General features: G+C 39.6%; 23 protein-coding genes. 15 read left to right on the top strand and 8 right to left on the bottom strand.

Going from position 1 to position 23790, the window contains the following annotated elements; genetic code table 11:
• Positions 1-245 (bottom strand): FAD-dependent oxidoreductase (locus tag RQ763_RS00200; protein WP_314150344.1); only part of this gene is annotated, 245 nt, incomplete at its 3' end.
• A 55-nt stretch (positions 246-300) separates the two neighbouring features.
• On the opposite strand from RQ763_RS00200, the gene RQ763_RS00205 reads away from it, so the two are divergent.
• On the top strand, positions 301-1212 hold the full coding sequence (locus RQ763_RS00205; protein ID WP_314150347.1) for a class I SAM-dependent methyltransferase: 912 nt from the start codon (positions 301-303) through the stop codon (positions 1210-1212).
• Here the strand turns inward: RQ763_RS00205 and RQ763_RS00210 are convergent.
• Positions 1196-1756 (bottom strand): DJ-1 family glyoxalase III, encoded by a 561-nt coding sequence (locus tag RQ763_RS00210; protein WP_314150349.1) that lies wholly within the window; start codon positions 1754-1756, stop codon positions 1196-1198. The two genes, RQ763_RS00205 and RQ763_RS00210, sit on opposite strands and share 17 nt — an antisense overlap.
• A gap of 84 nt (positions 1757-1840) precedes the next feature.
• On the opposite strand from RQ763_RS00210, the gene RQ763_RS00215 reads away from it, so the two are divergent.
• The 13 genes from RQ763_RS00215 to RQ763_RS00275 all read left to right on the top strand — a co-directional run bounded on the left by RQ763_RS00215 (position 1841) and on the right by RQ763_RS00275 (position 14010).
• On the top strand, positions 1841-2707 hold the full coding sequence (locus RQ763_RS00215) for a decaprenyl-phosphate phosphoribosyltransferase (protein ID WP_314150351.1): 867 nt from the start codon (positions 1841-1843) through the stop codon (positions 2705-2707).
• A complete protein-coding gene (locus tag RQ763_RS00220; RefSeq protein WP_314150353.1) occupies positions 2704-3093 on the top strand; it encodes a GtrA family protein in 390 nt (129 codons plus the stop codon). The genes RQ763_RS00215 and RQ763_RS00220 overlap by 4 nt, the downstream gene beginning before the upstream one ends.
• Before the next feature lie 2 nt (positions 3094-3095).
• Complete coding sequence (locus RQ763_RS00225) at positions 3096-4388, top strand: FAD-binding oxidoreductase (RefSeq protein ID WP_314150356.1); 1293 nt, start codon at positions 3096-3098, stop codon at positions 4386-4388.
• Positions 4385-5116: an SDR family oxidoreductase gene (locus tag RQ763_RS00230; protein WP_314150358.1), complete on the top strand. Its 732-nt coding sequence runs from the start codon at positions 4385-4387 to the stop codon at positions 5114-5116. The genes RQ763_RS00225 and RQ763_RS00230 overlap by 4 nt, the downstream gene beginning before the upstream one ends.
• The gene (locus tag RQ763_RS00235) at positions 5113-6588 is read left to right on the top strand and encodes an ArnT family glycosyltransferase (protein WP_314150359.1); all 1476 of its coding nucleotides are present in this window, start codon (positions 5113-5115) and stop codon (positions 6586-6588) included. The genes RQ763_RS00230 and RQ763_RS00235 overlap by 4 nt, the downstream gene beginning before the upstream one ends.
• Positions 6585-7163 (top strand): HAD family hydrolase, encoded by a 579-nt coding sequence (locus tag RQ763_RS00240; RefSeq protein WP_314150361.1) that lies wholly within the window; start codon positions 6585-6587, stop codon positions 7161-7163. Before RQ763_RS00235 ends, RQ763_RS00240 begins: the two co-directional genes overlap by 4 nt.
• 51 nt (positions 7164-7214) lie before the next feature.
• The gene (locus tag RQ763_RS00245) at positions 7215-8333 is read left to right on the top strand and encodes a Wzz/FepE/Etk N-terminal domain-containing protein (protein WP_314150363.1); all 1119 of its coding nucleotides are present in this window, start codon (positions 7215-7217) and stop codon (positions 8331-8333) included.
• Positions 8334-8403: 70 nt separating this feature from the next.
• Positions 8404-9462, top strand: coding sequence for a quinone-dependent dihydroorotate dehydrogenase (locus RQ763_RS00250; protein ID WP_314150365.1), 1059 nt, complete (start codon positions 8404-8406; stop codon positions 9460-9462).
• 43 nt (positions 9463-9505) lie between these two features.
• Positions 9506-10762, top strand: a complete 1257-nt coding sequence (locus RQ763_RS00255) for a pitrilysin family protein (protein ID WP_314150368.1) — start codon at positions 9506-9508, stop codon at positions 10760-10762.
• Entirely contained in the window at positions 10763-11656 is an 894-nt protein-coding gene (gene dapA, locus RQ763_RS00260) for a 4-hydroxy-tetrahydrodipicolinate synthase (protein WP_314150370.1), read from the top strand.
• Position 11657: 1 nt separating this feature from the next.
• Positions 11658-12425 carry an enoyl-ACP reductase gene (locus RQ763_RS00265; RefSeq protein WP_314150371.1) on the top strand — a complete coding sequence of 256 codons (768 nt, stop codon included), beginning with the start codon at positions 11658-11660 and terminating at the stop codon, positions 12423-12425.
• Positions 12426-12494: 69 nt separating this feature from the next.
• Entirely contained in the window at positions 12495-13406 is a 912-nt protein-coding gene (locus RQ763_RS00270) for a uroporphyrinogen-III synthase (RefSeq protein ID WP_314150373.1), read from the top strand.
• Between the two features lie 70 nt (positions 13407-13476).
• Positions 13477-14010: a hypothetical protein gene (locus RQ763_RS00275; protein ID WP_314150375.1), complete on the top strand. Its 534-nt coding sequence runs from the start codon at positions 13477-13479 to the stop codon at positions 14008-14010.
• Positions 14011-14051: 41 nt separating this feature from the next.
• Here the strand turns inward: RQ763_RS00275 and RQ763_RS00280 are convergent, their stop codons facing one another.
• A complete protein-coding gene (locus tag RQ763_RS00280) occupies positions 14052-14735 on the bottom strand; it encodes a Crp/Fnr family transcriptional regulator (RefSeq protein WP_314150377.1) in 684 nt (227 codons plus the stop codon).
• 112 nt (positions 14736-14847) lie between these two features.
• On the opposite strand from RQ763_RS00280, the gene RQ763_RS00285 reads away from it, so the two are divergent.
• Positions 14848-15147, top strand: a complete 300-nt coding sequence (locus RQ763_RS00285; protein ID WP_314150407.1) for an MTH1187 family thiamine-binding protein — start codon at positions 14848-14850, stop codon at positions 15145-15147.
• A gap of 18 nt (positions 15148-15165) precedes the next feature.
• Here the strand turns inward: RQ763_RS00285 and RQ763_RS00290 are convergent, their stop codons facing one another.
• From RQ763_RS00290 to otsB, 5 genes are all read right to left on the bottom strand, one after another.
• Positions 15166-15927, bottom strand: a complete 762-nt coding sequence (locus tag RQ763_RS00290) for a slipin family protein (protein WP_314150379.1) — start codon at positions 15925-15927, stop codon at positions 15166-15168.
• Between the two features lie 3 nt (positions 15928-15930).
• A complete protein-coding gene (locus tag RQ763_RS00295) occupies positions 15931-17223 on the bottom strand; it encodes a nodulation protein NfeD (protein WP_314150380.1) in 1293 nt (430 codons plus the stop codon).
• Positions 17224-17259: 36 nt separating this feature from the next.
• Positions 17260-18285 (bottom strand): AmmeMemoRadiSam system radical SAM enzyme, encoded by a 1026-nt coding sequence (gene amrS / locus RQ763_RS00300; RefSeq protein ID WP_314150381.1) that lies wholly within the window; start codon positions 18283-18285, stop codon positions 17260-17262.
• Positions 18286-18373: 88 nt separating this feature from the next.
• Positions 18374-19810: a trehalose-6-phosphate synthase gene (locus RQ763_RS00305; protein ID WP_314150382.1), complete on the bottom strand. Its 1437-nt coding sequence runs from the start codon at positions 19808-19810 to the stop codon at positions 18374-18376.
• A 19-nt stretch (positions 19811-19829) separates the two neighbouring features.
• The gene (gene otsB, locus RQ763_RS00310) at positions 19830-23747 is read right to left on the bottom strand and encodes a trehalose-phosphatase (protein ID WP_314150384.1); all 3918 of its coding nucleotides are present in this window, start codon (positions 23745-23747) and stop codon (positions 19830-19832) included.
• Positions 23748-23790: the final 43 nt, after the last annotated feature.

Genomic DNA, 23790 nt, shown 5'->3' on the forward strand with positions numbered 1-23790 from the left:
ATGGAAGTAGCCTTCTCATTAATATACTCTACCTTTTTTTCAAATCCAGCGCACCACTCTTTGAGATCCACGGCGACATCATGCATGTCAAATCTGCCTGCTATATATCCGTACGCTTCGGTCTGGAGATAGTGGTATGGATTTTTGTCTATAAGCGTTATATCTATGTCACGGCTCTTAGAGAGATACTCAACTGCCCGCAGACCACCGTAACCGCCTCCGATAACCACTACTTTTTTATTCAAATTTTGCCTTTTGCGCATATATGGCTAAAATTATACAAAAATTATTAGGCAATACATGACAATCGAACAACTCCAAGAACTTTTAGAAGAGAGTGCAAAAGATACAGCCGAGGAGTTTAAAAGACTTTTTCACGGGCGCGGGGGAGTTTATGAGGAGTGGAAGCACTTAACCATAGACTCCGTTGACAGGGTGTTAAGCGTAGCGCTTTATTTTGAAGAGGAGTCCGAAGATAAGCTTTTCGAGATGATAAAGATGTTTGTATCTTCAAGCAGATACACGACACTTGTAGTTCAGAGACGCTACATTAAAGGCTCACCAAGTGAGGTCATAATCGGGGAGTTGAGCCAAGAGACTTTTGCTATAGAGAACGGTATGAAGTTAAAACTAAACCTGCTCTCGAACCAAAACAGTCTCTATTTTCCCGATATGAAAAACGGCAGAGCATTTGTGAGAGAAAATGCAAAAGACAAAAGCGTGCTAAACCTCTTTAGCTACACCTGCGCATTTAGCGTTGCGGCAAAGCTGGGCGGTGCGCGAAGTGTCTCAAATATCGACATGAGCAAAGGCGCACTCTCAGTTGGACGCTCAAACCATCATCTAAACGATTTGGATACAAATGGAGTGAGTTTTTTACCCTACAATATTTTAAAATCTTTTTCGCGCATAAAGAAGAAAGGTCCCTACGATCTAATAATCATAGACCCGCCAACCTTTCAAAAAGGGAGTTTTGAGGCTACTAAAGATTACCAGAAGATCATCAAAAAGCTGCCCGAGATAGCAGCAGATGAGTGCATGCTTCTTGCATGCCTGAACTCTCCCGAACTTGATTGTGATTTTTTAGTAGACCTCATCAAAGAACTTGCCCCTGACTTTGAGTTTGTAGAGCGACTTGAAAACCCAAAAGAGTTTGCAAGCCTAGACGAGCAAAGAAGCCTTAAAAATCTGCTTTTTAGTCGCAGTAGTTAGCTAATAGAGCTGATTTAACCTCGCTGTACTTCTGCTCGCCTTTTAACTTTTTAACTATTTGCAGACCAAAACAGATGGCTGTTGCAGGTCCGCGCGAAGTCATGACATTAGCGTCCTCCACAACCATTGCTTCCTCACCCATATATCCATCCTCTCTTATCTGCTCTTCAATAGTAGGATAACAGGTATAGTTGTGTTTCAGAACTCCTGCTGTATGAAGTGCCAGAGGTGCCGCACAGATTGCACCGATATTTTTGCCCTCTGCATCCATCTCTTTTAAAATTCTCTGCACATTGGCATCGTCACGCAAAGCTACAGTTCCGCCCCAACCGCCGGGAAGGACTATCATATCCAGCGAAGAGACGTCAACATCAGCCATCTCCATCTCTGCCATGACTACAACATTATGCGCTCCCTTCACCTCTCTTTTCTCATCCAAAGATGCAATCAAGACCTCAATATCTCCTCTTCTTAACACATCTATGATATTTATCGCCTCTATCTCTTCAAATCCCTCTGCCAACGGCACTAAAACTCTACTCATGGTATTGCGCTCCTTCTTTAATTTCTTGCTTTTTATTTTATACTTATAATGCTATAATCTGCTTAAAAAGTCAAGGTTCTCTCTTTGCGTGAAATAATCAAACTCTTTCGTATACATCAATATATAAAAAACCTCTTTATATTTTTGCCTCTGTTATTCTCCTTCTCATTTAGTGATACGCAGGACAACCTCAGTGTGCTAGTCGCTTTTTTGCTCTTTAGTCTTTTGGCAAGCAGCGTATATATATTTAACGACCTTTTAGATATTAACGAAGACAGAGCACACCCCATAAAAAAAAACCGCCCTCTTGCCAGCGGAAGTGTCTCCAAAAGCACCGCAATCTCGTTTATGCTGATTTTATCTCTCACTTCACTCGGCATCTCACTGCTTTTTAACACAGGACTTTTCACTGTTTTACTTCTCTATTTTGTTTTAAATATCGCCTATACACTAAAACTAAAACATATTGCAATTTTAGATATTTTCATCATTGCTACTGGCTTTGTTCTGCGTCTCTTTGCAGGTTCAAGTGTTATAGACGTTACGCTCTCCATGTGGATAATCCTTATGACCTTTCTTTTAGCGCTCTTTTTGGCTCTTGCCAAAAGAAGAGATGATGTTCTCCTCTCGCTTGAAGGGCAGGAGACGCGAAAAAATATAGACGGCTACAGCCTTGAGTTTGTCAATGCCTCTATGGTCTTGATGGCTGGAGTCGTGATTGTCAGCTACCTAATGTATACCATCTCGCCCGAAGTTGAGGGCAGACTCGGCACCGAGCATCTCTATCTTACCTCGTTTTTCGTCATCTTGGGAATTTTTCGCTATATGCAGATAACATTTGTAGAAGAGGACAGCGGCAGCCCTACAAAAGTGGTCATCAGAGACAGATTTCTAAGACTAACTATCCTCTTTTGGCTTTTTAGTTTTGTAACTATCATAAAATTTACATGATCGCTCTTAGATACACTCTCTTCGCCGCTTTATCAACAGCTCTGAATTTAGCATCTCAATATGTCAGTTTTTTACTCTACGACGGATTTTTGGCACTTTACGTAGCGATGTTCGTCGGAACGATTGCGGGCTTGGTTCTTAAATATGTTCTTGATAAAAAATATATCTTTTTTCATACGCCAAAGAACAAACGAGATGACGGTAAAAAGTTTTTTCTCTACTCGCTCATGGGTCTTTTTACCACATTTATCTTTTGGGGCTTTGAGATAGGGTTTGATCTCGCCTTTGAAGATGAGGGCGCAAAATATCTTGGTGCCGTTATTGGACTTAGTATAGGATATATAGTAAAATACTATCTCGATAAAAGATTTGTCTTTAAGGATTAGCCGTGGGTCTGCTCAGCTGGGGAATGTTTCCAAAAATCATCACTAAAAAATTTTCTCTCAGAGACAGAGCTGCTTTAAAGAGCTATATAGAAGAGACGGACGAGTTTATCCCTTACGGAAACGGCAGAAGCTACGGCGACAGCGCACTCAATAAAAACATCCTCCATGTAAAACCCTATAATAACTTTTTGGCTTTTGATGAAGAAAAAGGTCTGCTAACATGTCAAGCTGGCGTTCTTTTGAGCGAGATATTGGACTCGGTAGTTAAAAAAGGATGGTTTTTAAAGGTAACTCCCGGAACAAAACTCATTACCGTAGGAGGAGCGATCGCAAGCGACGTTCACGGTAAAAACCATCACGTAGAGGGGTGTTTTAGCGAGTGTGTCGAAGAGTTCTGCATAATGCTCCCTGGCGGCGAGACAAAACTCTGCAAAAAAGGGGACGAGCTTTTTTATGCAACCTGCGGAGGGATGGGGCTTACAGGCGTAATACTCAGTGCAACAATCAGCCTTAAAAAAATCAACTCCAAAAACATAAGACAGACAACCGTCAAAACAAAAAATCTCCAAGAGACCTTTTTGGCTTTTGAGAAGTATCAAGATATGCCCTACTCAGTTGCGTGGATAGACTGTTTGGCAAAAGATGATGCGCTTGGAAAGTGTCTGCTTATCGTCGGCGACTTTGCGGATGACGGCGATTTGGATTACAGAAGCAAAAAGAAGCTCTCTATTCCCTTTAACTTCCCCTCATTCGCACTCAACAACCTGAGCGTGAAGGCTTTTAACTGGCTCTACTACGCAAAAGCAAAAGATGGCATCTCCAAACAGAAAGTGGACATCGACACCTTTTTCTATCCGCTTGACGCCATAGGCAACTGGAACAGAATCTACGGCAAAGGTGGTTTTACACAGTATCAATTTATACTTCCAAAAGAGCAGAGTTACGAGGGGTTAAAAGAGATTCTCGGTAAAATTTCAGACTCGGGCAAAGGGTCGTTTTTGACAGTTTTAAAACTCTACGGCAAAGCAAACGACAACTACCTCTCTTTTCCTATGGAGGGGTATTCGCTCGCACTCGATTTTAAGATGGAAGATGGGCTTTTTGAACTCTTAGATGCCCTTGATGAAGTAGTACTGAAATATGGCGGCAGAATCTACCTTACAAAAGATGTACGAGTGAGTTGTGAGACCTTTGAGAGAGGGTATGAGAAAATAGATAAATTTAGAGAGTTTAGAAAAGAAAACGGTATGGATAAAAAATTAAATTCACTGCAGTCAAAAAGGGTTCAAATATGAGTTACGTACTAATTATCGGCGCAAAAAGCGACATTGCCAAAGAGGTTGCACGTGTCTATGCAAAAAACGGCTACAACCTCTATCTTGCAGCCAGAAATAGCGCATCTTTGGAGGATTTGAAGCAAGACATAGAGACAAGAAGCGGGGTTGACGTAAAGCTTAAAGAGTTTGACATCATGGCTTACGAAACGCATGAAGATTTTTACGCTTCGCTTGAAGAGAAACCGCTCGGTGTTATTGTAGTCTCTGGCTACATGGCAGAGCAAAAGAGTGCGCAAAAGAGCTGGGATGAATCTCTACAAACCATAAATGTAAACTACACGGGAGCCGTTAGCATCTTAAACATAGTCGCAAATGATTTTGAGAAAGAGAGACGCGGTTTTATCGTTGGTATTAGCTCCGTTGCTGGAGACAGAGGCAGAAAAGCAAACTACATTTACGGAAGCTCAAAAGCCGCCCTTAGCGCATACTTGAGCGGTCTCAGAAACAGGCTTTATGAGAGCGGCGTGCAGGTTCTTACCGTAAAACCCGGCTTTGTCGCTACCAAAATGACAGAAAATATGGACTTGCCCCAAAATTTAACGGCTCAGCCGGATGAAGTTGCCGAAGATATTTTCAACGCACAGCAAAAGAGCAGAAATACTCTTTACACAAAGCAGATCTGGTTTTTTATTATGCTTATTATCAAGCATATTCCTGAATTTATTTTTAAAAAAATGAGCATATGATAAACATCTACAAGAAAGAGATAAGAGTTCTTGGCGCTATTCTTGCTCTAAAACTTCTCATTTTACTTCTTTTGCCACTCACGGGAGATGAAGCCTACTTTATAAAATGGGCTGACAATCTAAGCATGGGTTACTACGACCATCCGCCGATGGTGGGCTGGGTTATCTACCTTATGAGCTTTGTCACCAACTCACACCTCTTCTTTAGGCTCTTTGCGGTTGCAACCACGTTTGTAGCGGCTTTTGTCATCTATAAAATTGCCCTGCTTTATGGCGTAGAGGAGAAAAAAGCTCTTCTCTCATCGTTTATATTTCTGGCTTCTCCTGCTGATCTGCTGCTCATTCTTATGACAAACGATGTCGCCCTGCTCTTTTTTAGCTCACTTGGGACGCTATTTCTGCTCTATTCGCTTGAGAAAAAAGAGTGGCTCAGGTACGCTTTTTTGGCAGGCATATTTCTGGGCTCTGCATTTTTGAGCAAATATTTTGCAGTTTTTTTGATGCTCTCACTTCTTCTCTTCTCTATTGCGCTCTACAAAACAAGAGCTCTCAAAACCGTCTTAGTTGTTAGCGCCATTGTATCTCTCTTTATCGCCCAAAATCTCTACTTTAACTACAACAGTTGCTGGAACAACATTCTCTTTAACTTTTTTGTAAGAACAAATGGAAACAGCTACAACATCGGAAGCGTTCTTGGCTATTTTGGACTTATCCTCTACATCTTAACCCCGTGGGGAGCCTACTATCTGTTTAAAACAGAGTTTGAAAAAAGAACACTTTTTAAACTTCTGTTCTCAATTTTGAGCATCGTTTTTTTCATATTTTTAATCGTATCGCTTAAAAACCATATCGGACTTCACTGGTTCTTGATTTTTGTCCCCTATCTTTTTCTGCTATTTAGCTATCTCAAAAGCGAGAAACAGCTCAAACTCTTCAGATACAACGCCTATTTCACGTTTGCTCACGCAGCGATTTTCATAGTCGCTTTAGCGCTTCCGACCTCTCTTTTAAAGGAGCATAAAAAGTACTCCGACATTGTTATGTATACCCAACCAGAAGCACTATGCAGCGAACTTGAGAAGTTTAATGATGAGAGAATTTTTACCAACAGCTACTCAGCCGCCGCACTTCTCTCTCACTACTGCCAAAGAGATGTGACGGTTCTCTTTAACAACTCAAAGTACGGTCGCTTTGATGACAAACTCTTTGACGTAAGAACAATTGCCGGCAAAGAGATTACCCTCTTTCACAAAAGAGAGATAAACTCTAAAGAGCTGCAAAATGTTTGTTCATCCTTTGAACTAAACTCATTTGAAGTGGACGGTGCGACTTTTTACAGTGCAAAATGCGTCGGTTTTGATTACGATGAGTATAAAAAAAGCTATCTTGACTTTCAAAACGAAAATTTCTACAATATCCCATCTTGGCTTCCTGTGGGAGCTTGCTATTTTAAAGAGAGGTATTATCAATGAATCTGGCACTCTTTGATTTTGACGGCACGCTTACAAAAAAAGACTCGCTTGACGAGTTTTTAAAGCAGAGCGTAGGCAGAAAAAGATATATACTAAATATGTTTCGCTTTCTGCCCTACTTCATACTGTGGCAGACGAAACTTATGAACAACGGTGTGGCAAAAGAGCATCTCTTTAGAATATTTTTCAAGGGGATGGATGAGGAGCTTTTTAAAAGCAAGGCTAAAGAGTTCTCTCTTACAAAACTTGACTCAATTATCAATGAAGAGAGAATTAAAATCCTAAAAGAGCATCAGAAAAGCGGTGACAGAGTCATCATCGTATCGGCTTCGATGCAGTGCTGGCTTCAGCCATGGTGTGACAAGGAAGGTGTCGAGCTCCTCTCTACACAGCTAAAATTTCAAAACGGTGTGTTTAGCGGCAGATTTCTGACCATAAACTGCCACGGCATTGAAAAGGCAAATCGCATAAAAGCACATCTCAATCTGCAAGAGTATGAAACAATCCACGCCTACGGAGACAGCTCCGGAGACAAAGAGATGCTCGCTCTTGCGCATAAAAGCACATTATATTAATCAAAGGAGTATCTTTGTATCATTCCACTCATAAAACAAAGGAAAACTGCTATGAACAACACTAATAACTATGCCATACAAGAAGACGAGATAGATTTAAGAGAGCTTTTTAAAACTCTTGTAAAACATAAAATAAAAATAGTTTTGATTACCTTGGCAGTTACAATCGGTGCGATAGTTTATGCTTTGTCAAAAACTCCAATCTATGAAGTAAAGTCTAATGTTCAGGTTGGGTACATAGGAGAAGATCTCATAGTTGCACCGGAAACGTTAGTAAAAACTCTAAATCTTGTTTTTAACGTTGAAGACAAACCTTCTTCAAAAGATGAATTTATCTCTGAAGTTACAAGCATTTCTACAAACAAAAATTTAAAAAACTTTATAGAGATAAAAGCAGAGGGCATATCAAATGAAGAGGCATTAAAAAAGAACAAAGAGGTTGTTGATTTTATTAAAAACTCTTATCAGCCAAAAATAAAGCAATATATAAAAGAGGCAAAAAGCAGCATAGAAAACACAAAAAGAGATATCAAAAGCATAGATGATTTTGAGATTAAAAATATTAAGGAGCAGATAAGAATTCTAAAAGAGCATAATATCGTTAAAATCAATGAAGAGATTAAATTTTTTAAAGATTTTAAATTAAAAACAATCAACTCAAAGATTAATTTTCACACCAATAAATTAGAGGAATACACCAAGTCAGTAAATAAACTCTATAGCGATATCAAAGATGCTAAAGATACTGCATCATCAACTATTGCATCTATTCAAATGGTAAACTATCAAAACCTAATACTAAATTCTCAAAACAAAATAGAAGATTTAAAAGTAGAAAAAGAGATTATTTTTACACAAACAATACCAAATCTTGAAATGAAAAAAGAGAATATTTCAAATGAGCAGATAAGAAAATTACAGCATCAAATAGATGTAGAACTAGAATCAAAAAAGATTAAACTAAATGAAGAGATAGACAAACTAAACTATAAGATTACAGCGCAGAATATTAGAAATAGTGAAATTGTCGGTAATTTTATAACTAAAGATTACCCCATAAAACCAAAGAAGAGCTTGATAGTCATAGTCGCTTTTGTAACAGGTCTGATTCTATCCATATTTTTTGTCTTCTTGCTAGAGTTCATAAGAAACGAGAAAGAGCAACAATAGCTAGCCATATAAAGTGCTCTTTACTTTTTTTTAGTATAATCACTCTATTTTAAAGGTAAAAGAGAACCTCATGATAGATTATCAAACCATTAAACCTTGGCTGTTTAAGCTCCAACCTGAGAGCGCTCACCATCTTGCAGAGTTTGCACTTAGATTGCCAAATATCTGCCAAATACCTTTCAACCCCTTTTTGGAGTCACACTTTGTGACAAACGAGATTTTAAAACAGGAGCTCTTTGGGCGTACTTTTTTAAACCCTGTAGGGCTTGGTGCGGGTTTTGACAAAAATGCAACCATGATTCGCGGCATGCAGATCTTGGGATTTGGTTTTACTGAGATCGGAACCGTTACGCCAAAGCCTCAAGAGGGAAATCCAAAGCCCAGAATGTTTCGTCATATTGAGGAGCAGAGCATTCAAAATGCGATGGGCTTTAACAATGACGGACTCTTAAGGGTTCAAAAAAGATTGAAGCAGAGATTTCCTTTTACAACCCCAATAGGCATAAACATCGGCAAAAACAAAATCACTTCCGAAGCTGAAGCCATCAACGACTATACGACGCTTATCAAAGCGCTTCATGAGCTGGGGGATTATCTGGTTATCAATATCTCATCGCCAAACACTCCGGGTCTAAGAGATTTGCAAAACGAAGAGTTTATAACAAGGCTTTTCCAAGAGGCTAAAGCGATAACCACAAAGCCGATTTTACTAAAAATAGCGCCCGACATGAGCAAAGAGGATGCGGTAGCACTCACAACGCTTGCGGTAGAAAAGGGAGCCGATGGCATCATAGCTACAAACACTACCGTTGACTACTCGCTGGTAAAAGAGCCAAAAGAGATAGGCGGGCTTAGCGGTGCGGTTCTTTGTGAGAAGAGTTTTGAGATATTTGAAGCAGTTGCAAAAGAGCTTTACGGTAAAACAACACTTATCTCTGTCGGCGGCATCGACTCCGCCAAAGAGGCATACAGACGCATAAAAGCCGGAGCTTCTCTTGTTCAGATATATAGCGGTCTTATCTTCGGCGGACCCGATATGATAAAAGAGATAAACTTGGAGCTTACAGAGCTCATCCGTGCAGACGGCTATACAAACATAACCCAAGCGATAGGTGCGGATAGAAAATAGTATGAAATTTTTCTTAGCACTCACACTCATCACAGGAGCATTAATGGCATCATCACTATCAAAATATGAAACAAAAACACTTAAAAACGGTCTGCAGATCGTTGTCATCCCCCTAAAAAACAACACAAACGTCATTAGCACCGATATTTTCTACAAAGTCGGTAGCAGAAACGAAGTTATGGGCAAAACGGGAATTGCCCACATGCTAGAGCACATGAACTTCAAATCTACAAAAAACCTAGATGCCGGCGAGTTTGACAAAGAGGTAAAAAGCGTTGGAGGCGTAAACAACGCCTCTACAAGTTTTGACTATACTCACTACTACATCAAATCAAGCACGCAAAATCTTGATAAATCAATTGAACTCTATGCAGAACTAATGCAAAACCTAAACCTAAAAGACAAAGAGTTTCAGCCTGAGCGTGACGTAGTTGCAGAAGAGAGACGCTGGAGAACAGAGAACTCTTCGCTTGGCTATCTCTACTTTGCACTCTTTAACAACGCTTATGTTTACCATCCTTACCACTGGACGCCGATTGGTTTTATGAATGACATACAAACATGGAAACTCCAAGATATCAAAGATTTTCACAAAACATACTACCAGCCTAACAACGCTATTTTGATGGTAACGGGCGATGTAGATCCGAAAGAGGTTTTTAAAAAAGCTAAAAAGAGATTTGGACATGTAAGAAACGGAACTAAAATCCCTGAGTTTAAATTTGTTGAACCTGAACAAGATGGTCCAAAAAGAGTCACCATCAAAAGAGAGAGTGAAGTTGAGATGATTGCCATCACTTTTCACATTCCTAACTTTAAGCATGAAGACCAAGTAACGCTGAGTGCAATATCTGAGATTTTATACTCAGGTAAAAGTTCAAGACTCTACAAAGAACTTATGGATAAGAAGCATCTTGTAAACAGTGTTTACGCGTACAATATGGAAAATATAGACCCGGGTCTTTTTATATTTTTGGCTACATGTAACCCTGAAGTAAAAGCAGAGGATGTTGAACGTGAGCTTATAAAACAGATAGAGCTTATAAAAAACAAGCCCGTAACGCAAAAAGAGCTTGAGAAGGTAAAGATAAATTCTAAAGCTGATTTTATCTACTCGCTGGAGAGCTCAACTTCGGTATCAGATCTCTTTGGAAGCTATCTTGTACGCGGAGATTTGACACCGCTTTTGACTTATGAAGAAAATATTGAAAAAATTACACAGGAAAAGGTACAAGAGGTCGCAAACAAGTACTTTGACTTTGACAAATCAACAACACTTATTTTAAAAAAAGGGAACTAAATGGATATCGTAACAGGCTCAACAACAGCCCTCATCACTCCGTTTAAGAATGGAAAACTTGATGAGCAAACCTATGCAAACCTCATAAAAAGACAGATAAAAAACGGCATAAACGCGGTTTGTCCGGTCGGAACAACAGGAGAGAGCGCCACTCTTACCTATGAAGAGGATAGACGATGCATAGAGATAGCGGTTGAAGTTTGCCGAGGAACAGACACAAAAGTTCTTGCGGGCGCAGGGAGCAACTCGACAGCAGAAGCTGTAGAAGCTGCAAAAACAGCTCAAAAATGCGGAGTTGATGCTATCTTTTCCGTTGCACCCTACTATGTCAAGCCGTCTCAAGAGGGACTCTATCAGCACTACAAAGCCATAGCGGAGTCGGTTCCAGAGCTTCCTTTTATGCTCTACAATGTTCCGGGACGCACAGTTGTTGATATAAGTGCCGACACTGTTATAAGACTATTTGATGATGTTAAAAATATCTACGGCATTAAAGAAGCAACGGGAAGCATAGAGCGAAGCGTCGAACTTCTCTCTCGCAGACCAGAGCTTAAAGTATTTAGCGGCGATGACGCGATTGACTACCCAATACTTGCAAGCGGAGGAGCGGGTATAACTTCTGTTACGGCAAACCTGCTTCCCGACTTAAAAAGTGAGCTTGTACGATTAGCTCTTAGCGGTGACTATAAAGGCTCAAAAGCACTAAACGATATGCTATTTCCTATCAATAAGGCACTCTTCTTGGAGTCAAACCCTATTATGATAAAAGCTGCCATGTATATAGCGGGGCTTATTGAAACATTGGAGTACAGGCTTCCTCTTGTTGCCCCAAGTTTGCAAAATATGAAGATACTAGAAGAAGTTATGAAAAACTATAAGATAAAGGGATTGTAAAATGAAGGGAAAAACTCTATTTGTAAGCGGAGGAACTCGCGGAATCGGAAAGGCAATCGTCTACGCTTTTGCCGAAAAAGGGTGTGATGTGGCATTTACCTATGCGACAAAAGCAGATACCGCAAAAGAGATTATCGCAGATGTCGAGTCAAAATACGGCATAAAAGCGCGTGCTTATGCGCTTAATATACTTGAGCCTGAGACATATAAAAATGTCTATGAAGAGTTTGACAAAGATTTCGAGAGACTTGACTTTTTTATATCAAATGCAATCATCTCCGGTCGCGCAGTTGTCGGCGGGTTTGGACCTTTTATGAGACTAAAACCAAAAGGTCTCAACAACATCTATATAGCAACAGTTGATGCTTTTGTCGTAGGTGCTCAAGAAGCGGCTAAGAGAATGGAAAAAACGGGCGGCGGAAGCATCATCAGCATGAGTTCAACCGGCAATCTCGTCTATACTCCAAACTACGCAGGTCACGGCACAAATAAAGCTGCAGTTGAGGCGATGGTTCGCTACGCAGCAGCAGAACTTGGCGAGAAAAACATAAGAGTAAATGCCGTAAGCGGCGGACCTATTGACACGGACGCGCTTAAAGCTTTCCCTAACTATGAAGAGGTAAAGAGAGAAGTAGTAAGACGCTCTCCGCTCTCTCGAATGGGAGAGGCTGAAGACCTCACGGGAGCATGTCTCTTTCTTTGCGGCAACGAGTCTTCTTGGCTTACAGGACAGACAATCGTCATTGACGGCGGAACTACTTTTCAGTAGAGCGCCTCTTCTGCTAAAGTAAATATTTTTCTAAAAAATATTTACTCAGATGATGCTATCATGCACTTCATGAAAAATATAGAAAAACTCATTGAACCGTTAAATCTTATCTATTATGAGTATGAAAAAAGCTCCAACTCTTTTATACTTGACAGAAACTACTCTAATGAGCATATCTTTGAAGAGCTCATAAAAATTACCTATCTCCTTAGCAAACAAAATATCAATTTTTTTGTTGATGAAAAAAAATCACTCGTTCTCAATGCTAAAAACTCCATTTTTTTAAAAATGAAAAGATACATAGATTCATTTTTTGAAAATATCAGAAACAGCTCTTTAAACATCTATATCCTAAACGATAAAAAGGTCAAATGGGCTAAAAACCTTCCTGTAATTAAAATCGAGACCATAAAAGTAGACTTTGACTTTTCAAAATATGACGCCATCATCTTTACATCTAAAAATGCAATCTACTCACTAAACTCTTACAATAAAGAGTGGATAACAAAACCGGTCTATGCGATAGCTCCCCAAACAGCAAAGGTAGCAAGCAATCTGGGCGCAAAGATTAAATTTGTCAGCAAAGAAAAGCATGGAGACGAGTTTGCAACAGAGCTAGTTCCTCTTTTAAAAAACAAAAAAGTACTCTATATTAGAGGCTCAAAAGTAGTTACGAGTCTTGTTGAGACTCTAAACTCAAACGGGGCAATTTGCGATGAAGCTATCGTTTATAGAACTGTATGCGCAGGGTTTACAAAAAAGATAAAGCTTCCGAAAAAGTCCGTGATTATCTTCTCCTCTCCCTCTACAATCGAGTGTTTTTTAAAAAATGCCCAGTGGGACGAGAGCTACAGAGCGGTCTCTATCGGTCACACAACACAAAAATATTTTCCGCCATACATAACTCCCCATGTATCTGAGACTACTTCATTAGACTCATGCGTAAAAAAAGCGATTGAACTTAGTCGCTATAACTCTTAAAAACGTTTAGTTTTCATTGTACTTAGAGCTGTATAATGACGACTTACCACAATTTTAAGGGGAAATCCATATGAAATCAATTATCAACGTAACAAAAGCTACGATCTTTTCTTTAGCTCTTAGCACAACACTTTTCGCAGAGCCTAATCTGCCTCTGCCAATTCAAGATGCCGTAAAAATGGAAAAACTTGCAGGTCCTGCAGGACCATTCGTAGCAAAAGAGAACTTTCCAAAGGATTACTTTTTAGTAACTAAAAATCTTCCTTACTTAGTGGGCATGACACTTTACGACTCATCAAGCTCAAATCTAGAGCTCTCACAGGATCAGATTGATGCCATTCTTAAAATAAAAAAAGAGTTGATGTCAGAAGCCGCGAAAAAAGCTCTGATTATTAAAAAACTTGAACTTGAACTTATGCAAAAAGTCTCTTTTAAACACAAGAGTCCAAAGGTGAGTGAGTTTTACCCTATGGTTGACGAGATAGCAAAACTAAGAGCTGAACTTACAAAAATTCATCTAGATTGTATCGAGAAGGTAAAAGCGGTGCTTACAGAAGAGCAGTTTGAAGAGATGCTTGACTACGGAGTCGTAAATATGTTCTAGAGCTCTTCGCCTCTTGGCGAGAAGCTCTAAAAACCGTTTTGCTACTTTTGTAGCATTTTGTCCGTTTTTTCCAGAAGTTTTTGAAGATTTATGACTTTGATATTTTTTCTCTCTGTATGAATAATTTTCTCCTGTTTGAGCTCTTTTATCGCTCGCTCAACTACATGTCTAACCGTTCCAAGAAGTTTTGAGATTTCACTGTTTGAGAGGTTTTGAAGCAGTTTGTACTTAAAAGTGCTGCTTGGATTTATATTTTCTAAAAGAAGGTGCATAAGCCTATCTTTAACATCATAAAGTGAGAGTTCACTTGCCAAAGTCTCTACATGTCTCATCTTAGCGGCTAGATACGGGAAAAAAAGCTTATTAAATGTAGAGTTATTCTCTATCCAGTATCTCACCTTCTCAATCGGAAGCTGAAGTACTCTGCAATCTTCCAAAACTTCATATGCAACCTCATGCGGCTTCTCATCCAAAAGAGATATGACATCAAACATATCCCCTCTTTTGTAGACAAAAATAGTCTGCTCTTTGGCGTTGTCAAAATTTATCTGGTATGTTTTAACTCTTCCATCTATGAGTATATAAAAATGTTTCAATAGGTCATCAACAGAGAACGGAGATGCACCCTTTGCGTAGCTCAACGTCTTAGAGTAGTGATAAAATTCAGCTTCAAAATCTTTGTCAACATCGTGAAGCAGCTCTATATCGTAAGATTTTATTTCCACATTCTCACCTGCAGCAGTTAAAATTGTTCCTATTCTATCATTTTTGATATAATTTTGGCAATTTCAAAGCCTAAAAGGAAAAAAATTGACAAGTTTTTTATTAGAATTTAGTATGTTCCCAACTTCAGATGAGTGCAGAGACGGCTCTTCGGTTTCAAAGCATGTAAGCAGAGTCATAGATGCCATAGACAAATCAGGCGTGCCCTATCAACTAACCCCTATGGGAACAGTCGTCGAGGCGCAGAGTATGAAAGAGGCGCTCTCAATCATAGAGCTGGCGTATGAGCAGCTTCAAGATTGCGATAGAGTCTACTCATCGTTAAAGTTTGACATTAGAAAAAACACAAAAAACAGACTCAAAACAAAGATTGCTTCGGTTGAAAAGACTCTAAATAGAAAGATAAACCACTAAAGAGAGGCTACTTAAAGCCTACTCTTTCAAACTTCCTTTAAAAAGCTTGCTGAAATCCGTCGGGAACGGAAAAACAATTGTATTTGTCTTGTCGCTTGAGATATCGCTCATGGTTTGAAGATAGCGGAGCTGAATTCCAAGATCATTTTCGCTTAGCTTCTTTGCCGCTAAAAGGAGGTTTTCGCTTGCTTCGACCTCCCCTTTTGCGTTGATGACTTTCGCGCGGCGCTCACGCTCAGCTTCTGCCTGTTTTGCGATGGCACGAACCATGCTCTCATCAAGGTCGATATGCTTGATCTCCACATTGGATATTTTAATACCCCATGCATCCGTCTGTTTATCCAAAATCTCCTGTATGTCATGGTTTAAACGTTCTCTCTCGGCTAGCATCTCATCTAGCTCATGTCCGCCTAAAACCGAACGCAGAGTAGTTTGTGCAAGCTGGCTTGTCGCATCATAAAAATCCTCCACCTGAATAATCGCTTTTTGCGGGTCTATAACGCGAAAATAGACGACGGCATTTACATGAACGGAGACATTATCATGCGATATGACATCCTGTGTAGGCACATCAAGAACGATTGTACGAAGGTCAACTCTTACCATCTGCTGAATAAAGGGAATCAAGATAATAAGTCCCGGTCCTTTTATACCCGTGAATCTTCCGAGCGTAAAGACAACAGCCCGCTGATACTCTCTTAAAATACGAATAGCCGCGGCTAAAAAAGCGATTGCAAAAACTACCATATACAGTATGGTTATATTTAGATCAAAAAACATTTTTTACTCCTTAATTGGTTTAACTTTTAAGACAAGCCCAGAGAGCTTGACAACTTCGACATTTTGCCCGATTGAGAGTTTGCTCTCACTAACGGCACTCCATGTCTCTCCGTGGCAGTGCACCAAATACCCATCTTCCCTGACATCAACGACTTTAGCCGCTGCTCCTATCATCTCATCTGCGCCCGAGACGACCTTTGCAGATCTTGAACTTAAAAATAGTTTCATCACCAAAACAAAAAAAGCGAGGCTGCTGAGACTAAAGGCGATGATTAAAGGGATGGAGACGCTTTGCCCGAGAGTATCGGCATCAAAAAGCAGCAGTGAGCCAAAAGCAAAAGCGATAACACCGCCTATACCCAAGATGCCAAACCCCACAACAAAAACCTCGGCAACCATAAAAGCAAGACCGAGCAAAATAAGTAGCAATCCAGCATAATCAAAAGGTATCATATTGAGCGCATAGAGTGCAATCACACCCGAAATCACTCCGATAACTCCCGGAAATATAGAACCAGGGTTCATCAACTCGAAAAAGATACCGTATATCGCTAAAAGCAGTAATATGTAGGCAATATTTGGGTTGGTAATTGTAGATAAAAATCGACTTTTCCAGCTAGGCTCAAAACTCTGAATAAGTGTGTTTTTGGTGCTTAGAGTCATTTTTTTGCCTGAGAGAACAACTTCTCTGCCATCAAGCTTCTGCAGCAGCTCTTCTATATCTTCGGCAATCAAATCTATAACACCGTACTTAAGTGCATCACTTGCGGAGATACTTTTAGCCTCCTCTACCGCAGAAAGTGCCCATGAGACATTGCGCTCATTTAACTCAGCCAAACTTTTAATATAAGCAACCGCATCATTTGTCACTTTCTTCTCCAGTGTACTCAAAGCGCTGCTGTTCGCGTCCGTGTTTGGCGTTGGCATAAGACTTACTGGAGTTGCCGCACCTAGATTTGTTCCAGGCGACATCGCTGCAATATGTGAAGCATAAAGAAGATAGGTTCCGGCACTTGCCGCATGTGCGCCTTTTGGGTAAACATATGTAACTACGGGCAGGGAACTGTTTGTTATTGCTTGTATCATGTCACGCATCGAGCTTGACAAACCTCCCGGCGTATCAAGCTCAATGAGTATCATGTGGGCATCTTTTTCCCTTGCAAACTCCATACCCTCTTTTAGGTACTCGCTGCTGGCAGGTCCGATGGCACCTTTTATCTCAAGCTTCACCACAAGTGCGTTATCCGCAAAAAGCGGTAAAAATATTAAAAGAGATAGAAAAAGTAAACGTATCATGTCTAAGCGCCTTTCTAGTTTAAAATAAAGCCCAATTTAGTGCCACACGCCCTCAAGCATATAGCCGCAATGAGGACACTTACCGTTTTCATCAAGTTCATTTGTCACAAACTGCCCGATATTTCCGCTTCTATCAATTACCCTATTTTTGCAGCTTGGACAGTATGTCGATTCATAATCTTCATTATCTACATTGCCGACGTAGAGATATTTCAGCCCCTCCTCTTGCCCTATTTTATAAGCGCGAAGAAGCGTAGATTCCGGAGTGCGTGGAACATCAAGCATCTTGTAGGTCGGATGAAATGCCGAGAGATGCCATGGTATGGAGGTGTCAAGCTCTGCGATAAACTTTGCGATACCTCTTATCTCCTCGTCAGAATCATTCTTGCCCGGAATAAGAAGCGTTGTTATCTCTATCCATATCCCCTTTTCGTGGGCATACTTAACAGCTTCAAGAACAGGTTTTAGTCTCGCACCGCATACCTCTTTATAAAATTCATCGGAAAAACTTTTAATGTCTATATTCATCCCGTCTATATAGGGTGCAAGCAGGTCTATTGCCTTGCGTGTCTCATAACCGCTTGTTACATATATATTTTTCAGTCCCCGCTCATGTGCGAGCTTTGCCGTATCGTAAGTGTACTCAAAGAAAACTATCGGCTCATTGTAGGTGTAGGCTATGGATTTGCATCCATTTTCAAGCGCTGTTTCAACTATCTTCTCAGGCGGAAATTCACGCCCGACTATTTTATGCCCATGCTCTTTTGGATACTGCGATATATCATAGTTTTGACAAAACTTGCAAGAGAAGTTGCACCCCACCGTTCCCACAGAAAATGATCTGCTCTTTGGCAGAAAATGAAACATCGGTTTTTTCTCTACGGGGTCAATGTTTACAGCCGCCGCTAGTCCGTAAACAAGAAGTTTAAGCTCGCCATCTTCCACACGCCTAACTCCGCATATACCGTACTCACCCTCATCAAGCTTACATGCCTGCGCACATGCCTGACACAATATCTTTCCGCTATCTAACTTTTTACTTAGCCATGCTGTTTGTGACATCTTGCTCTCCTAATAATAAATTTTTTTCAAATAAAAAAACTATTTATCACCACTTTGCCAATTACATCAACTAATAGTTTATCATAATTTATATCTTTGAAGCTTTTAAAAATCTGTCTACCCACCAGTAAATATCAAACTCTTTAACAATCTTTTGCATATTTTTCATACGTCTCTGTTTCTCCTTCTCATCCATCAACAGAGCTTTTTTAATAGCCTCGACCACAGAATTTTCATCAAATGGATTTACCAGCAGAGCATTATCTTTAAACTGATCTTTTGTTCCTGCAAACTCGCTAAGGATTAACACTCCGTTTTTATTGATATTTGTGGCGCAGTACTCTTTTGCAACCAAATTCATACCATCTCTTAGTGGAGTCACCATAGCAATGTCAGAAGCTCTATAATATGCTAGAAGTTCTGTGTTATTTAAAGAGTAATAACAGTACTGTATTGGAATCCAGCCCGGTTGGGTAAACTCTCCGTTGATCTCGCTTACCAACTGCTCAATATCGCTTTTAAGATGTATGTACTTTATGATATTTTCCCGACTTGGTACTATGATCTGAATCAACTTGACTTTTTTGTGCAGATCATGGTTCTCATCCAAGAGTTTCCAGTAAGCTCTTAGTTTTTGCAAGATTCCTTTGCTATAGTCAAGCCTATCAACTCCCAGCATAATTTTTTGATGGTGATACTCTTTTTTTATCTTCTCTACCTCTTTGGAGACACGTTTGCTTTTTGCCCTATCGTGAAACTCGTCATAGTCTATACTAATTGGAAAAACACCGACTTGATGCTCTTTTTTATCTATTGTTATCTTGGAGATTTCAAGTTTTTCATCCTCAATAACTGCACGCTTTATAAGCGATACAACAGCCTCTAAAAAATTCTTTTTATCCAGTGCGGTCTGAAACCCTATAAGATCATATGACAACATTGCCTCTACGATCTCCAGCCGCCATGGAAGCCGATTAAAAGTCTCTACCGGAGGAAAAGGTATATGAAGAAAAAATACTACTCTGTTTTTTATACCCTCTTCTCTTAACTCTTTTGCCATATTAATCAGATGATAATCATGAACCCATATAAAATCACCGTCTATAAGCTCATCTATTACTGTTTTTGCAAACTTTTTATTTACCTTTTTAAAGGCCTCATAATATTTTGGGACAAAATTACAAAAGACAGAGACATTGTGAAAAAGCGGCCACAGCACTTCGTTTGAAAAACCTTTGTAGTAGAGTTTATACTCATTTAAAGTGATATCTACGGATCTGTACTCATAGTTTAGTTTCTCAGCCTCTTTTTTTAAGAGCTTTTCTACCTCAACACTCTCCTCTGAATAATTTCCTGCCCAGCCTATCCAAAGGCCGCCATCTCTTTTTAAAATTGGAGTCATTGCCGTGACAAGGCCTCCTGATGCAGATTGCACTTGATACTCTTCGTTAGCAATTTTTTTTAATACGATAGGAAGTCTGTTTGAGACAAGAATCAATCTTGTATTCTCTCTGTTTTTCATCATGTTACTCCTTGTATGTCAACTATCTATACTCTACAACTCTGATCTCTTTGCCCTTAAGTACAAATTTCTCACCTTTTATGTTAAGACTTATCGGCTCGGCATTTAAAACCTGAGTCTCCACGACAACCCTGTTTCTATATATATCGATCTTGAGCCACTGTCCCCTGTACTGCAGTTTCAGCTTTATCTCTTCGAGCTCTTTTGGAAGAGAAGGGTTAAGGCAAAAAGTGTTATCTCTGGCTTCCAAGCCGGTATAACAACGCTGCATTATGTCCACACTGCCTGCCATCGCACCGATATGGACACCCTCCGGTGTTGTTCCTCCCTGCGCATCGGTTATATCCGTCAGCAGAGCTTCGTTAAAAAAGTTCCAAGACTCTCTTCTGTTCGTCCTAGCACTTATCCACGCATGCACAACCTGACTTAAAGATGAACCGCTTGAAGTTCTCTGCAGATAATATTTAGAGTTCTTTTTAAGCATTTTTTTTGAAAATCTGTAACCGAGCTGATGAAAAAGTCCTTTTAGTTCCTCATGAGAGAATAAGTAAAACAGCATCAAGACGTCTGCCTGTTTTGATATCTTATATCTGTTTGCGCTATCACCCTCAGCTTCGAGTATCCTGTCCAGGCGCTGAATACTCTCATATTTTTGGCGGTAAAGATCCCAGTCAAGCTCTTCAAGCTCTTCATACCCCTCAAACTGACTGATAATATCATCATCATGAAAAGCGATTTTCATTTTATGACGAATATCCTCCCATCTCTGAATTTCACTCTGCTCTATTTTAAGTTTTTCACAGAGCTCTTCAAAATGTGATCGGGAGAGTATTTTTTTAAGCTCTATAGCTTTATTGATAACAAATACTGCCATAATATTTGTATATGCATTGTTTTTAACACCAGGAATCTCACTCTCTGGGTAGGCATCATGATACTCATCAGGTCCGACAACACCCACTATCTCATATCTATCTTCCTTAGTGTTGTACGTTGCGATACTAGACCAGAATCTGGCAATTTCAAGTATCATCTCGGCACCGTAAAAATATATAAACTCACTGTCACCGCTTACTTGGTAGTATTGCCAAATATTATAGACAATAGCGGAGTTGATATGTCTTTGAAGATGGGTGTTATCTTCAACCCATCTGTTGGAGCGTGGATTAAGGTGCAGTGTTTGTGTCTCCTCTTCGCCGTTGCTTCCGCTCTGCCATGGGTACATAGCACCCTTGTACCCCAACGCTTTAGCTGCACGTCTCGCCTCGGTAAGTCTTCGATAACGGTAGAGTATAAGAGAGCGTGTTATCTGGGGAACTCTGTAGTTAAAAAAGGGAAATATAAACACCTCGTCCCAAAATATGTGCCCTCTATACGCCTCTCCATGCCATCCTCTAGCAGGAATACCGACATCCATATCAATAGTATGCACAGAAGCGGTCTGCAAAAGATGAAAAATGTAAAGATGCACTACTCTTTTTAAAAAATAATCTTTTTTATCATCTGTAAATGCAAGCTCTATATCAAACTTATTCCAAAGATGTCTCCATGCAACTCTGTGGTCCAAAAGCATATCCTCAAACCTTTTGAGATTTTCAAGATCAAGTCTTGATTCAAGATAGCAGTTTGTTATTGCTTTGTCTTTTGAAGTATAAAGCGATATGCTCTTCTCCACTCTAAGAGACTCTTTATTGCTGATATGCTCTATAGAAAAACGCTTTGCGATGTAGAACTCATCTTCTATAAATCTTACCTCCGCCGAGTAAGGTTCACTCTTTATAAAGAGTTTTGTTTTTGCCGCCATAGAGATAGTATGATTTGACTGCAGTGTCTCCATCTTTAAAAATATAATATCGCTGTCAAACTCTTTTTCTATACACTTAAGATGTTGATTGTTTAAAGCGCTATAACGAGCAACTCCCTCGTTTTTTATATTTCCGTCTATACCTGACTCTACCTCAATAGCCCCTTCCCAGTTAATAGGTATGATTGTCAGTTCCACTGAAGCGATATGCTTATCTTCCATATGGACAAAACGCCTCTCTATAAGCCTAGTTTCTCTCCCCTTTGCATCACTAAAGTATGTAAGTTTATGAAAAACGCCCTCTTGCATATCAAGCTCTTGTCGAAAAGATAGAATTGTCACCTCATCTATGCTAAACCAATCACCGTTTTGTATCCTAAATTTCAACTTCAGCCAATTTGGAAAATTAACAAGATCTTCATTTATGATCTCTTTTCCTTGGATTTCTGTCTTAAGTCTATTGTAGCCGCCTGCCAAATAAGTTCCCGGATAGTGTATATCATCGGCTCTTGAGTCTATCGCAGCTGCTCTTGTGACAAAATAACCGTTGCCGAGTGCGCAAAGCACCTCTCTCAGCTTCTCCTCTTTTGGTACGTAATTATTATATATCAAAGACCAGATATTGCCTTTTTCTATGGAGGAGGAGAGTATCTCTAAAAATTTCAGGGTCTGCTGCGTATCTTTTAAGTTATACTGTGCTGCCGTAGTTCTAGCTTCACTCCCTACTAAAATACCTATTCCATTGGTTTTTATAGCACTAAAAGCATCTTCATCGGTAATATCATCACCGATATAAAATATTTTACTTCCATTTTTTTCAATATGAAGTTCTTCAATAAGCCACTCAACCGCTTTGCCTTTGTTCCACTCCAGATCAGGCTGCAGTTCATAAAGTTTTTTGCCGTAACTCTTGCGAATACTGGGATATTTTTTAACCGCGTCATCTGCCGCTTTTTCTACAACTGCGATATCGCTTTTTGCAACATTTCTATAATGAAGAGCGATGCTAAATTTTTTACGCTCGACCAAAACTCCCTCTACGCTTGAGAGTCTCTTGTTTAGCTCTATCTCCAGCTCATCAAAGAGTGCAACAAACTCTAAAGCCGGCTGATACTCCATTTTGATACTAGGACCCTCGATCTCATAACCGTGACTGCCTGAGTAGTAAACGCCCTTTATGCCGACTCTGCTTTTAATATCGTTTAATCCTCTGCCGCTGATGATGGACAATGTACACTGGTTTGATAGTTTTACAAGTATGTTTTTCATCTCTAGTGAGAGATTTGCATCTTTTGGATGCGGTACGATGGGAGTGAGAGTTCCGTCATAATCAAAAAAGAGGACGACCTCTTTATCTTTAAACTTGTTTTCGATTTTTTTAAATGATTGCAGTGCTGAGGGAAGTTGTTTTACATCCGCTTCGATGTCTATCTCGACAAGGTCATTTACAACCAGGTCTGCTCCGGCTTTTTTTAACTCTTTTGAATGTCTGCCTCTGTTTACGCCTATTACTTTTGCAAATTTTCCATTTTTACCTGCCTTTACCCCCGCAACGGAATCTTCTATTACAATACTTCTAGATGGTTTAACGCGTAACCTTTTGGCAGCTTCCAAAAAAAGATCAGGCTCAGGTTTGCCATTTAAGTCCAGATTTTGAAGGTCAAGCCCATCTACAGTTACGTTAAAATATGAATTTAATTCGGCTAATCGCAGTATTGAGGAACAGTTTTTACTTGAGGAGACTACGGCGGTGAGAAAACCTAGATTGTTTAATTTTAAAAGCAGCTCTATCGAACTCTTGTACGTTTCTACTCCCTTAGAGACCAACTCTAAAAAATAGCTGTTTTTGGAATCTCCTAAAACTTCTACACACTCCGTATCTTTTATATCTCTTGAAGCAAGAAAGCTTCTTATCCCATCTTCTCTGGATTTTCCATCTACATATTTGAGATAATCTTTATATTCATCAAAAGGGACAAATGGAGTTCCACTTTCTCTCTCTTTTAAAAAATCATCAAAACTCTTTTTCCATGCCTTTGCATGAAGTTCTTGCGTCTTGGTAATAACACCGTCAAGATCAAAGATAACAGCGTCATATAATGACCTGTTAATCATATATTTTTCTTTTATATTCACTAGGACCTCCTTTATTTAAAAAATAAAGAAAACATAAAAAAAA

The organism is Sulfurimonas sp. (assembly GCF_032250635.1).
In the GTDB taxonomy this organism is placed as follows: Bacteria; Campylobacterota; Campylobacteria; order Campylobacterales; family Sulfurimonadaceae; genus Sulfurimonas.